Origin of the sequence: Lysobacter enzymogenes, assembly GCF_017168095.1 — a bacterium.
Lineage (GTDB): Bacteria > Pseudomonadota > Gammaproteobacteria > Xanthomonadales > Xanthomonadaceae > Lysobacter > Lysobacter enzymogenes_D.
This window is the reverse complement of sequence record NZ_LXSD01000093.1, coordinates 1-12,567: the sequence shown is the minus strand read 5'-3', so window position 1 is coordinate 12,567 and position 12,567 is coordinate 1. Positions and strand designations below refer to the sequence as shown.

9 protein-coding genes and 1 pseudogene are annotated in these 12,567 nt (G+C 65.7%); 6 read left to right on the top strand and 4 right to left on the bottom strand.

What is annotated here, in order from left to right:
* Both A7A76_RS02660 and A7A76_RS02655 read left to right on the top strand, forming a co-directional pair.
* Positions 1 to 697 (top strand): hypothetical protein (locus tag A7A76_RS02660; RefSeq protein ID WP_206409741.1); only part of this gene is annotated, 697 nt, incomplete at its 5' end.
* 166 nt (positions 698 to 863) lie between these two features.
* Positions 864 to 1,400: a hypothetical protein gene (locus A7A76_RS02655; RefSeq protein WP_206409740.1), complete on the top strand. Its 537-nt coding sequence runs from the start codon at positions 864 to 866 to the stop codon at positions 1,398 to 1,400.
* 105 nt (positions 1,401 to 1,505) lie between these two features.
* Here A7A76_RS02655 and A7A76_RS02650 read toward each other — a convergent pair whose 3' ends face one another.
* Positions 1,506 to 1,679 carry a hypothetical protein gene (locus A7A76_RS02650; protein WP_206409739.1) on the bottom strand — a complete coding sequence of 58 codons (174 nt, stop codon included), beginning with the start codon at positions 1,677 to 1,679 and terminating at the stop codon, positions 1,506 to 1,508.
* 691 nt (positions 1,680 to 2,370) lie between these two features.
* On the opposite strand from A7A76_RS02650, the gene A7A76_RS02645 reads away from it, so the two are divergent.
* Both A7A76_RS02645 and A7A76_RS02640 read left to right on the top strand, forming a co-directional pair.
* Complete coding sequence (locus tag A7A76_RS02645) at positions 2,371 to 7,104, top strand: RHS repeat-associated core domain-containing protein (protein ID WP_206409738.1); 4,734 nt, start codon at positions 2,371 to 2,373, stop codon at positions 7,102 to 7,104.
* Between the two features lie 3 nt (positions 7,105 to 7,107).
* The gene (locus tag A7A76_RS02640) at positions 7,108 to 7,419 is read left to right on the top strand and encodes a hypothetical protein (RefSeq protein WP_206409737.1); all 312 of its coding nucleotides are present in this window, start codon (positions 7,108 to 7,110) and stop codon (positions 7,417 to 7,419) included.
* Positions 7,420 to 7,553: 134 nt separating this feature from the next.
* Here A7A76_RS02640 and A7A76_RS02635 read toward each other — a convergent pair whose 3' ends face one another.
* Positions 7,554 to 7,787 (bottom strand): XAC0095 family protein, encoded by a 234-nt coding sequence (locus A7A76_RS02635; RefSeq protein ID WP_206409736.1) that lies wholly within the window; start codon positions 7,785 to 7,787, stop codon positions 7,554 to 7,556.
* A gap of 486 nt (positions 7,788 to 8,273) precedes the next feature.
* Positions 8,274 to 10,517, bottom strand: a complete 2,244-nt coding sequence (gene parC / locus A7A76_RS02630) for a DNA topoisomerase IV subunit A (protein WP_206409735.1) — start codon at positions 10,515 to 10,517, stop codon at positions 8,274 to 8,276.
* Here parC and A7A76_RS26200 point away from each other — a divergent pair.
* Positions 10,488 to 10,727, top strand: a pseudogene (locus A7A76_RS26200) (DUF6053 domain-containing protein); the annotation flags it as partial. The gene parC and the pseudogene A7A76_RS26200 sit on opposite strands and share 30 nt — an antisense overlap.
* A gap of 90 nt (positions 10,728 to 10,817) precedes the next feature.
* Positions 10,818 to 11,636, top strand: coding sequence for a glutaminyl-peptide cyclotransferase (locus tag A7A76_RS02625; RefSeq protein WP_206409734.1), 819 nt, complete (start codon positions 10,818 to 10,820; stop codon positions 11,634 to 11,636).
* 33 nt (positions 11,637 to 11,669) lie between these two features.
* Here A7A76_RS02625 and A7A76_RS02620 read toward each other — a convergent pair whose 3' ends face one another.
* Positions 11,670 to 12,239, bottom strand: coding sequence for a hypothetical protein (locus A7A76_RS02620; protein WP_206409733.1), 570 nt, complete (start codon positions 12,237 to 12,239; stop codon positions 11,670 to 11,672).
* Between the last annotated feature and the right edge of the window lie 328 nt (positions 12,240 to 12,567).

Below are 12,567 nucleotides of genomic sequence, written 5' to 3'. Positions count from 1 at the left end.
ACCGGCGGCGCGGCGGCCGCGCGGCGCCGGCGGTACCGCGTGCTACCCTGCGGCCGGGTCGCGCCGAGCCGTGCCGGTTTTCTGCGACGCCGATCAAGGACACCCGGCCGCGATCTCGCGCCGGGCCGCCGAAGGAACCAGAGGCCGCCGCATGAATCACCCCACGTTTCGCGCCGAAATCGACAAACTGCGGATCCTGTCGGCGGTAGCGTTCCTGCTCGCGCTCGGCATCGCCTGTGCCTATCTGTTGTTGCGCGGCCCCGACCCGGACAGTGCCCGGGCGATGCTGCGCGATCCGCGCATCTTCTATCCGGCGGTAGGGTTGGGCGGCGTCTTGTTCCTGGGCCTGGCCGCGTTCGGCGCGGCGAAACTGCGTGGCGGCGGCCCGCTGCGGGCCGGCCCGGACGGCCTGGACTTGAACGGTGCCATCCGCATCGCCTGGCGCGACATCGACCGCGTCGAGCCTTACTACGACTTCACCGATCCGGCCTTGCACGGCTACAAGGTCGTGCTCAAGGATCCCGACCGCTTCCTCGCCGCGCACCGCGACCATCGCCTCTACCGGCGCATGCTGTCCGCGCAGCAGACCGCCGGTTCGCCGGTGATCGTCTATACCAACAGCCTGCGCTACGACCCGCAGCGGTTCGACCAAGTGGTCGAGCATTACCTGCGCGAGAGCGCGGCCCGGCTCGCCTAAAGTTCGCATGCGACGCGACGGCCGCCACCAAGGTGAGTCGGCCGTCGCTGCGCCACGCGGCGCAGCGCTCGATTCGCTCGAACCCCGATGCCCGCGTTCGCCGCGACGATGCCGTACCGCCGGCCCGCATGCGAAAACATTTCCCCCGACCCCGATGGAGAGTTACATGCCCACCCACATCCGCCGAATCGCCACGCTCGCCATCGCCTGCGCCGCCGCGATGCCGCTGGCGTCGCTGGCCCAGAACGACACCGCCAAGGCGCTGGCCGATTTCGTCGAATGCAAGCTCAGCGCCGAGCAGGTCGCCCAGTTCAATCAGAAGCTCGATGCCGAGGAGTTCGCCGGCTTCGCCCAGAGCGACGACGGCGGCTCGGCCGCACTGATGCTGTGGAAGTCGGCGCAGCCGGTGTCGGCCTGGGGCGAGAAGTCGGCGTACATCAACTTCCCCAGCCGCAAGGAAATGCATCTGGCCTACAAGGTGCCCGAAGGCCAGGAAGTCAAGGTCGGCGAAGCGCTGGCCGCGCGCATCGGCGGGATGAAGCCGCGCCCGGACCTCGACGCGATGAAGGAAACCTACGGCTGGAAGGGCATGGACTCGCGCAAATCCTTGGGCGCCGACAAGACTGTGCGTGTGCTGGTCGATGTGAGCTATGCGCCGGGTTGGGTCACCGTCGGCTGCGGCTACGGCGACGCGATCCAGTAAACCGCTCGCGCCATAGGATCGATCCACGCCCGCGGGCCGGCGCCTGAGCCGCCGGCCCGCGCGGCAACGCGCGCAGAAGCGCCGCCTGCGCGCGCCGCCCGCCTGTCAACCGCCGGCGTCGCCGCCGCGCCCGGCGACCAGCTTGTCGACGATGGCGTTGTACAAGGACGCGACGAACTCGGCGTCGCCGCCGGTGTCCTCGCTCATGGCGTACTGCCCGCTGGCCAGCATTCCCGCGGCGAGATGCGCCGCGACCTGTTCGGCTTTTTCGCGATTCATATCCATCTCCACTCCATGTCAGTGCGCGGCCTCGCCGCGCCGCGCCGACGGCGCGTGCACCCAGGCTACGCCCGCGCGCGCTTGCGCAGGTTGGCGCAAATGGAATGGTTCGGCCCAGCGGCGGCGTTCGGGCAGGGTAGGCAAGGCGGCCTCGCCAGAGTCGGCAAGGCGGCCAGGACGGGCAACGAGTTGAGGTAAAAAACGCAAACGCACAATTCATTACCTTTAATGTGCGCGCTGCCGCCGGTTGGAGGGCCAGCCTCTGCGATATCAGTCCAAGCGACTATTGCCAGCCACGGTCGCTTGGACAATGATGTCCGCGCGGCCATAGCCAGGAATGCGGCCCGTCTCGCGCCCGACACGGAGTTGTCATATGTCACCTGCGCACTCCAACCGTTCTGCGCTCTGCCGCCTGCGGTACTGGTCTTCCAGCGCCGCGAAGACAGTCGGCCGCGGCTGTCCAGACCGTTTCGTCGTACCCGTTCCGCCGAACCTTTCACGCACGACGCGAGAAGGTTTGCCGTTCGCTTTTTATCTGCCTGTTTGAAGATCGCGCATAGCCATACGCAGCGGTTCGCGCCCGTGTGGGTGTGGGCGGGCTGCGCCCCCGGGCACCCGACTGCCCAACAAGGAGATTGTGATGTCGAGAGGAAAAGGAGTTTCGAACGCCGTTCTGGCCCGACGGCCCGTATTGGCCGCATTGGCCGTCTCGGTCGGCGCTGCGCTCAGCACCGGCGCCTATGCGCAGGAGGCCGGAAAGCTTTGGATCAGCAATTCGATCCCGACCCAGCCCCAGCGCACCGAGGCGGGTATTCAGCAGGAAATCAAGACTTTCCTGTCCAACCTGACCGAGGGCGTAGAGCCCAGGATGCTGGTGACGAGCCATGTCGTCTTCGGCAGCCGTGCGGTCTACAACTACGATTTCGAGCCGTTGCCGCCGGTGATCGATCCCTGGCGCTACACCGACTTCAGCGTCTCCGGCGCGCCCGAAGTGGGGTCGATCGCGGAACTCAAGGCGCAGATCACCCAGCGCTTCAACCAGGAGAGCGCCGGCGAGGGTTGCCCGGCCGCCACAACGATCCAGATCTCCCCTGATTGGGCCGAACAAACCCTGTGGGACGACAACAAGACCTCCAGGCATGATTTCGGCGAGTACACCGGCACGCGGTCCGCCTGGACCGGCAGTCAGTGCGAAGCCGTCAATGTCGGGGGCTCTTTGACCCGCTCGCGCGATGTCGCCTGCCCGTTGTCGGTGCTGTCCTGGAACGAAGATCTGCAGGCGTGCGGCGGCCCGCCGTTTCAGATCACCTACGAAACCGCGCCGCTGCCCAAGAACGAGTGCCCTGTCGGCAACCCGTGCGACCCCACCACCGGCGACAAATCCGAGCCCGCGCCCGATTTCGACCTGGGCTGGATCGCGTTCGGCCGCCACTATCATTCGATGGCTTCGGCCGGGCGCAGCGGCTTCGGCGACGGCTGGACGCATTCGCACAACATCCAACTGGCCGCGGGAACCGATCCGACGGATCCGAACCAGACCCTGCAGATGGGGCTGATCGAGGCGGACGGTTCGCAGATCTCCTTTACCGCGGTCGGCACGGCGTACGAGGCCGACAACGGCAGCGGCGACCGCATCGTCGCCGACGGCGCCGGCTGGCTGTTGTACCGTTCCGATCGCGTGCTGCGATTCGGCGCCGACCGTCGCCTGATCGAGCAGCGCCTGGAAGACGGTACATCGCTGACTTACGCCTACGATGAGTCGCGCCGCTTGTCGACGATCACGCACAGCAGCGGCCGCAGCCTGGTGTTCGAATACGGCCCCGGCGGCGACAACGCGCCGATCGCGGCCATCCGCTCGGCCGGCATCGCCCTCGCCAGCTATACCTACACTGCCGGCGGGCAGGTCGAAACGGTCACTTACCCGGGCGGCGGCATCCGTACCTATCATTACGAGGACTCGCGCTATCCACGCTTCCTGACCGGCGTGACCGGCGAGGACGGCCAGCGTTACAGCACTTTCGCCTACGACGACAAGGCTCGGGTGATTTCCAGCACGCATGCCGGCGGCGCCGATGCAGTGACGCTGGCTTACCCCTCCACCGGCGGGTCGGTCGTGACCGATGCGCTGGGCACTGCCACCACCTATGGCGTGACCGCAACGGGTGCCGGCAACCTGCCGCGCAAGCCCAATGCCTTCACCGATACGCGCGGTACCGTGGCGCGGACCTATCTGGACGAGTCCGTGGACTTCCGCCGGCGCCTGAGCAGCGTGACGGATCGGCGCGGCATCCAGACCCAGCACGCCTACAGCGAGGCCAACGATCCGGTCACCGGGCAACCGGCGCGCACCCGCACGGTCACGCAAGCCGTGGGCTTGCCCGAACAGCGCATCGGGCAGTCACGTACCGACATCGCCAGCAACCGGGTGTTGCTGACGGTCGCGGGAAACCGCGAAACCCGGATCACCCGCAACGCGCGCCTGCAACCGTCCAGCATCGCCGTGCGCGACACCACGACCAACGAGGTGCGCACTACGACCTATGCCTATTGCGAAGCGGTCGACGTCGCTGCGCCCAATAGCGCATGCCCGACGCTGGGCCTGCTGAAGTCCGTCGATGGTCCGCGTAGCGACGTCAGCGATGTCGTCAGCTATCAGTACTACGGCAGCGACGACAGCACTTGCGCCTCCCAGCCCGAACTGTGCACCTTCCGCAAGGGCGACCTGCGCAGGGTTGTCAACGCGCTCGGCCAGACCACCGAAATCCTCGGCTACGATCCCTTGGGCCGGCCGCTGTCGTCGGTGGACGCCAATGGCGTAGTGACCGATCTGGAATACGACGCCCGCGGCTTGCTGACCGCTACCAAGGTTCGCGGCGCCAACAGCGGCGTCGAGACCGACGACCAGATCACCCGCATCGAGTACTGGCCGACCCAACTGGTGCGCAAGGTGACGCTGCCGGGCGGTGTCTATACCCAGTACGCCTACGACGCGGCCCATCGCCTCACCGGCATCACCGACAACGCCGGCAACAAACTGACCTACATCCTGGACAATGACGGCAACCGCAAGCAGGAGGACATCAAGGCCGGCGGTACGACCTTGCGCAAGACCTTGTCGCGGGTCTACAACGCGTTGAGCCAGCTGGAGTTCCTCAAGGACTCCGCGCAGAACGCCACCGGCTACCGCTACGACGCCAACGGCAACCCGGACCGCGTCACCGACGCGCTGGGCCGCAAGACCGACAATTTCTACGACCCGCTCAACCGCTTGAACCGCACCCTGCAGGACATCGACGGCCTCGCCGTCGAGACCAAGCTGCAGTACAACGCGCTCGACCAGGTCACCCAGGTCACCGATCCCAAGGGGCTGAACACGGTCTACGCGTACAACGGCTTCGGCGACCGCACCAAGCTGACCAGCCCGGACACCGGCGTCACCGACTACACCTATAACGCCGCCGGTTTGCTGGCGACCAAGAAGGACGCCAACGACGCCGTCGCCCATCGCTACACCTACGACGCCTTGAACCGTCCGAAGGCGGTCTTCTACACCGCCAGCGGTCCGGCCGATGTCGAGTACGACTACGACACCGCGCCGAGCGTCTGCGCCACCGGCGAAACCTTCGCCAAGGGCCGCCTCGCGGCGATGCGCACCGAAGGCACCGAGCTCAAGTACTGCTACGACCGCTTCGGCCGGGTGGTGCGCAAGGTGCAGACGGTCGACAGCAAGAGTTTCGTCCTGCGTTATGCCTACAACATGGCCGGCCAGCTCTACACGACCACGTATCCCGACGGCACCACGGTCGATTACGTGCGCAACGCTCAGGGCAGGATCAAGGAAGTCGGCGTGCGTCCTTACGGCGGCACCCGCACGGTGCTGCTCAACAACGCCGCTTACGAGCCGTTCGGCCCGGTGACCGGTTGGACTTACGGCAACGGCCGCACCTTGAGCCGCACTTACGACCTCGACTACCGGCCCAAGACCGTCTTCGATCCCGCCAGCGGCGGCTTGTCGTTGGGCTACGGCTACAACACCGTCGGCGAACTGGTGGAACTCAAGGACGGCTTGCTCAGCGCGACCCAGGCCAAGTACGACTACGACAGCCTCGGCCGCCTGACCGTGACCCGCGACGGCGCCAGTTCGACCCCGCTGGACACCTACGGCTACGACAAGACCGGCAACCGCACGAGCCTGTTGCACGGCGGCATCACCGACACCTATGTCTATCCCGCCAACAGCCATCGCCTGAGCAGCGTCGCCGGCGTCGCGCGCGGTTACGACGCGGTCGGCAACACCACCAGCATCGGCGGCGCGGCCAAGGAGTTCGTTTACAACGCCAACGACCGAATGCAGCAGGTCAAGCAGGGCGGCGTGGTGACTATGGGCTACCGCTACAACGCCAAGGGCGAACGCGTCGCGGCGACGAACGGCGGGGTGGGGGCGGTCAGCGTCTATACGCTATACGACGAAGCCGGGCATTGGATCGGCGATTACGACGGTGCCGGGGCGGCGGTGCAGCAGGCGGTGTGGTTCGACGATGCGCCGGTTGGGCTGGTGGTCGGTAATGGTGTGGCGCAGTCGTTGAAGTATGTGCAGCCGGATCATTTGGGGGCGCCGCGGACGGTGATCGATCCGGTTCGAAACCTCGCAGTTTGGACATGGGATGCGAAGAGCGAAGCGTTCGGGAATAGTCCGCCGAATCAAGATCCCGACCTGGACGGTACTACGCTCGTGTTCAATATGCGGTTCTCGGGGCAGCGGCTCGATCCGATTAGTGGATTGATTTACAACTATTTTCGCGACTACGATCCAGCTACGGGGCGCTACGTCCAGAGTGACCCTATTGGTATGCAGGGTGGTTTAAGTACTTTCGCATATACAGAAAGCACTCCATTGAGCAGCATTGACCCGTTCGGGCTGGCAACTGCTGTCGTTCAAAGCCCAACTTACCCGACGCGCGGTTTCATTCGTCCGACGGCAGCAGAATTGAGCTTGGCATTGAGGGCTCTACTCGCGGGCGGCGCCACTGCTTCTGCCTATGCCACTGGTGGTGCTTTACTCCTGTATTCCCCTTCTTTGGGGGTTGCATCATGCGAGACAATGGGGGCGGGTGCTTGTGCCCGTATGTATAACGAAAAGCTTGATCAAGAAAGTGGTAAAAAGAGTCAAGAAGGGGGCGAGGAATGTCCGGTGCCGCCGCCGCGTGATCCCTGCGCCGGTCTTCAGTGGCAAGTGGATGATCATCGGCGGAAATTGTTCGAATATATGTCGAACCCCCTTGCGAATGACAATAAAGGTGTCTTGGGAGCGGCTCCGCCAGAAATTCAAGAGAAGATATATCAAGGGCGTGTGATGCTTCTTGCGGGACATTTGGCTCAATTTGAACTGCAATTGGCGCAATGTCGCAAGGGTAATGGAGGATGAGAAGTGAGTGCTGTTAATATAGCTGATTTGAAAAAATCTGTTGATCAAATATTCGAGCACATATTGATCTCTGGGATAAGTAAGGTCGAACTCAAAGAGCAGTATTACTGGATGGTTGATCCGAAAAAAAAGTACGACATGAGCGTTGAGCCAACTGGTTTGGTTGTTGGCGATCTGGCTTGTGATTTGGGGGTGGTGAAGGACATCGGCTCTTGTGCTTCAGAAGCCCTCGCTTATCAGTTGACGCTGATAGCACCGCTACTTGTGTACGTGAGTGAGGAGGCTGCCCGCGAACTATCTTCTCAGGGGGGATGATTAAGATCTATGTCGTGGGGGCAAAATTAGATTCACTTTCGTTGTTCCGCTGAAATTGACGCTGAGTTGTTCTAGGAAAAGCTCCGGCGACGGAGCTTTTCTTATTTCCGAAAATGTGAATCTTGACTGGGTGACTAGGTGGCAATGAGGCTGCGTTCTATCTGTTTCGCCCATAGTCGAAAGACACGCGCAAGTGCACGGCGGCGGGATTGCTCTAATCTTTGAATGCTTGGCGTCGGCGGCGTGCCGGGATCGATGGTGTCGGCGATGCCCACCAGTTCATCGTGGAACTTCTGCAGTTCGAGGTAGGCATCCAGAGGCAGCACAACGCTGTCCGCGCGGGTGGCGGACGGGAATTTGCGTGGCATAACGGCACTCCATTCCATGGGTCATGCGACCGCCTGCGCGGATTCGCAGGCGGGAAGTCGGGAGGCTAGAAACCGCGCGTAAGCGGCGGGCGTATTCCCCTTGCGGGTGTTGTATTAGCCGCCCTCCCGACGCATGACGCATACGCCGAGCGCACCTGCAGAAATAGCAGGCGCAAAAAAACCACCAAGTCTTTCGGGGGTGGTTGCCGTTACGCGAGGAGTTTCTAGGCTCCGCGTGCAGGTTGCTTCCGTGCCGGCGTTGTTGTCAATAGCTCGCCGCGAATTACTTTCGATGTGCTGTATTTCTTGCGCAAAAAAGAAACGCCCCGCAATGCGGGGCGTTTCTTTCGAGAGCGTCGATGTGCTCGGTGGAGCGCCTAGTGTCGCGGAAAGACGTTCGCAACCGAAGCCGTCAGAGCAAGATCAAAATGGATTCCGGCTTCGCCGGAATGACGGCTGGGGAGAGGCGCGGTGTGGCGGCGGTCCTTACTCGACCGCCAACCCTTCCACCTTCTGCCACCCCCGCGGCAACAACCCGCCGCGAGTCGCCCGCGCGCCCAGATACGCATCCAGATCCTTGAACGACAAACTCATCGTCCGCGCCCCCGACTTCACGCTCAGCGTCTGCCCGGGCGCCACCACCGCCACCGCGACCACGCGCTCGGTGCCGAGCTTGGCCTTCGGAATGTCGATGATCTTGTTGCCCTTGCCCTTGTCGAGCTCCGGCAGCTCGGCCACCGGGAACGCGAGCAGGTGGCCGACGTTGGTCACCGCGACCACGCGGTCCTGATCGACGTCGCCGATCTGCGCCGGTTGCAGGACCTTGGCGTTCGGGGTCAGCGACAGCATCGCCTTGCCGGCCTTGTTGCGGCCGGTGAGGTTCTCGAAGCGGGTGACAAAGCCGTAGCCGTGCGAGCTGGAGAGCACGAAGCGATGATCGTTGTCGCCCGCCGCCAGCGCCTGGAACGAAGCGCCCGCGGCAGGCGAGAAGCGTCCGGTCAACGGCTCGCCGTTGCCGCGCGCCGAGGGCAGGCCGTGGATCAGGGTCGAATACGCGCGGCCGGTCGAATCCAGGAACGCGACCTGCTGGGTGCTGCGCCCGCGCACGGCCGCGAGCAGGCCGTCGCCGTCGCGATAGCTCAGGGTGGACGCGTCGATGTCGTGGCCCTTGGCCGCGCGCACCCAGCCCTTTTCGCTGACCACCACGGTCATCGGTTCGCTGGCGACCAGTTCGGTTTCCGACAGCGCCTGCGCGGCGTTGCGCGCGACCAGCGGCGAGCGGCGGGCGTCGCCGAACTTCTTGGCGTCGGCCAGCAGTTCGTCCTTGATCAGCTTCTTGAGCTTGGCCTTGCTGGCGAGGGTGGCGATCAGCTGCTCGCGCTCCTTCTCCAGTTCGGCCTGCTCGCCGCGGATCTTCATCTCTTCCAGCCGCGCCAGCTGGCGCAGGCGGGTTTCCAGGATGTAGTCGGTCTGCTCTTCGCTGAGGTCGAAGCGCTTCATCAGCACCGGCCGCGGTTCGTCCTCGCTGCGGATGATGCGGATGACTTCGTCGAGGTTGAGGAACGCGACCAGCAAGCCCTGCAACAGGTGCAGGCGGCGCTCGACCTTCTCCAGCCGATGATTCAGGCGGCGGGTGACGGTGTCGGCGCGGAAGCTCAGCCATTCGCCCAGGAACGCCTTCAGGCCCTTGACCTGCGGGCGGCCGTCCAGGCCGATCACGTTGAAGTTGACGCGGAAGCTGCGCTCCAGGTCGGTGGTGGCGAACAGATGCCCCATCAGCTGGTCGGCGTCGACGCGGTTGGAGCGCGGCACCAGCACGATCCGGGTCGGATTGGCGTGGTCGGACTCGTCGCGGATGTCTTCCAGCCACGGCAGCTTCTTGGCCCGCATCTGGCTGGCGATCTGCTCGATCACCTTGCCCGGCGAAGTCTGGTAGGGCAGGGCGGTGATGACCAGGTTGGCGCCGTCCTTCTCGAACACGGCGCGGGCGCGCACGCTGCCCAGGCCGGTTTCGTACATCTGCAGCAGGTCGGCGCGCGGGGTGATGATCTCGGCGGCGGTCGGGTAGTCCGGGCCGAGCACGTGCTCGCACAGGTCGCGGGTGGTCGCGTCGGGATCGTCGAGCAGGCGCACGCAGGCGCTGACCACTTCGTTCAAGTTGTGCGGCGGGACGTCGGTGGCCATGCCCACGGCGATGCCGGTGGTGCCGTTGAGCAGCAGGTGCGGCAGCCGCGCCGGCATCCAGGTCGGCTCTTCCAGGGTGCCGTCGAAGTTCGGGGTCCAGTCGACCGTTCCCTGGCCGAGCTCGCCCAGCAGCACTTCGGCGATCGGGGTCAGCTTGGACTCGGTGTAGCGCATCGCCGCGAACGACTTGGGATCGTCGGTGGAACCGAAGTTGCCCTGGCCTTCGACCAGCGGATAGCGGTAGGAGAACGGCTGCGCCATCAACACCATCGCCTCGTAGCAGGCGCTGTCGCCGTGCGGATGGTATTTGCCGATCACATCGCCCACGGTGCGCGCCGACTTCTTCGGCTTGGACTGGGCGTTCAGGCCCAGCTCGCTCATGGCGTAGACGATGCGGCGCTGCACCGGCTTGAGGCCGTCGCCCAGGAACGGCAGGGCGCGGTCCAGGACCACGTACATCGAGTAGTCCAGGTAGGCGCGTTCGGCGTATTCGCGCAGCGGGATCTGTTCGAAGCCGTGGAACGCCGTACGTACGGAATCTGTCATCTGAAACTGGCAACCGGGTGGGGCAGAGGCCCGGATTCTACCCGGGGACAGGTCGCAGGAGGTGCGACGGGGGTGAAGAGGGGGCGGGGCGGCCGGCGGCGCGCGAGGGCTGGCCAGGCTAGCTTCTTTGCGGGAGGGGCTTCAGCCCCGATGCTTTCCGCTCAGGTCGCGGCGATCGGGCACAAGAGCGTCGGGGCTGAAGCCCCTCCCACAAGAGCCCCTCCCACACCAACCCCACCGGCAAAAGCCTCGGAGCCTTGGCGCAAGGTATTCTGCAGCCTTGGCCCCCGGGATCCGCCCATGCCCCAGCGTCGCTCGTCCTTGCGCCCGTTCGCCGCCGCCGCGTTGACCGCGGCCCTCGCCAGCGCCTGCGCGCCGACGCCGGCCGCGCCGCGCGCCGCCGCGCCGGTGTATTCCTACAAGGTGATCGCGCGCCATCCGCACGACCCGCAGGCCTTCACCCAGGGCCTGATCTGGAAGGACGGCTATCTGTACGAGAGCACCGGCCTCAACGGCCAGTCCACGGTGCGCAAGGTCGAACTCGCCAGCGGCCGAGTGCTGCAGCGCACGGCGCTGCCGGACGACGTGTTCGGCGAGGGGATGACCGACCGCGGCGATCAATTGCTGGTGCTGAGCTGGACCAACGGCGCCGGCTACGTGCTCAACCGCGCCGATTTCTCCTTCGCCGGCACCTTCCAATATCCGGGCGAGGGCTGGGGCCTGACCCGCTCGGCCGACACGATCTACATGAGCGACGGCAGCGCGCAGATCCGCCTGCTCGACCCGGCCACGCTGCGCGAGCGCTCGCGCATCCAGGTCCGCGACCAGGGCCGCGCCGTCGACCAGCTCAACGAACTGGAGTGGGTCAAGGGCGAGATCTACGCCAATGTCTGGCAGACCGACCGCATCGCCCGCATCGACCCCAAGACCGGGCAGGTGCGCGGCTGGATCGACCTGTCCGGGCTGCTGCGCCAGCACGGCAGCGGCGGCCGCGGCGCCGACGTGCTCAACGGCATCGCCTACGACGCCCAGGGCGACCGCCTGTTCGTGACCGGCAAGCTGTGGCCGGACCTGTTCCAGATCGAACTGGTGCCGCCGGCCAAGCCCGGCAAGCGCTGACCCAGCGAGCGCTGCTCCGATCGGCGCCGCGCCTCACACCCCGCGCAGGCGGCCGTTTTCGCTGACATAGACCGCGCCGGCGAAGCGCGGGTGCGCGGCTTCGATGTCCTGCAGCAAGCGGTGCTCGACCGAGAACAGCCGCAGCATCGAATTCCACGGCTGCGCCAGCAGTTCGATGCGGCCCTCGCGGAAGAAGCACAGCTCGTCCGCGCACAGTTCCGGATCGGTGCTGTGCCAGCGGTTGAAGCCGGTGCGGCCGAGCAGATACGCGGTGTAGGCGTTGAAGCCGCAGACCTGCAGGTCGTAGCGCTCGCCGTCGATCTGCGTCGCCGGCAGCGCCTGCGCCGCGTCCAGTTCCAGCGTGCGGGCGATGCCGCTGCGCAGGAAATCCTCGCTGCCCGCGCCGAGGCGGATGCCGAAACCCAAGCCGAAGCCGATGCGGTCGTAACGCCCGGCCAGCAGCGGCGCCAGCGCGCGCCAGGTCGCATCGGGCAGGCGCGCCCAGGCGTGCAGGCGGCCGTCGGATTCGAACACCGCATCGACGATCAGCGTCGCATCGACCTGCCAGGCCGGAGCGCGCGAGGGCGGAGGGTTCGCGGTCATGCGCGGCGGGTCGTTCCTGCGACGGGGCGGCGGCGGATGCGCCGATGCTAGCGCAGCCGCCGACGCGGCCGCGGACGCGCTCGCGTTCTTGCAACCCAGTTCGCAACCGCGGCGCCGCCGCGGCGCAACTGACGAATTTGTCAGCGCGGCGACAGCGTGGCGTAGGCGCCGCGCGCCTACAGTGCCGGCCATGGCCCGCGTCCTCCCCTCGCCGGCCATGGGCGGCGCGTCGAGCGAGGCGCCGCCTTCCTTTTCCGCGCCGTCCAGGACGCCGCCCATGCCCGAACGCGCCCGTTCCGCCCACCCGCCGCGCCTGCGCGCGCCGGCG

Bases quoted from the DNA above. Each gene is read 5' to 3' on its own strand.
- A7A76_RS02620 (WP_206409733.1), bottom strand. From the start codon at position 12,239: ATGACCGCGAACCCTCCGCCCTCGCGCGCTCCGGCCTGGCAGGTCGAT.
- A7A76_RS02635 (WP_206409736.1), bottom strand. From the start codon at position 7,787: ATGCCACGCAAATTCCCGTCCGCCACCCGCGCGGACAGCGTTGTGCTG.
- A7A76_RS02655 (WP_206409740.1), top strand. From the start codon at position 864: ATGCCCACCCACATCCGCCGAATCGCCACGCTCGCCATCGCCTGCGCC.
- parC (WP_206409735.1), bottom strand. From the start codon at position 10,517: ATGACAGATTCCGTACGTACGGCGTTCCACGGCTTCGAACAGATCCCG.
- A7A76_RS02650 (WP_206409739.1), bottom strand. From the start codon at position 1,679: ATGAATCGCGAAAAAGCCGAACAGGTCGCGGCGCATCTCGCCGCGGGA.
- A7A76_RS02625 (WP_206409734.1), top strand. From the start codon at position 10,818: ATGCCCCAGCGTCGCTCGTCCTTGCGCCCGTTCGCCGCCGCCGCGTTG.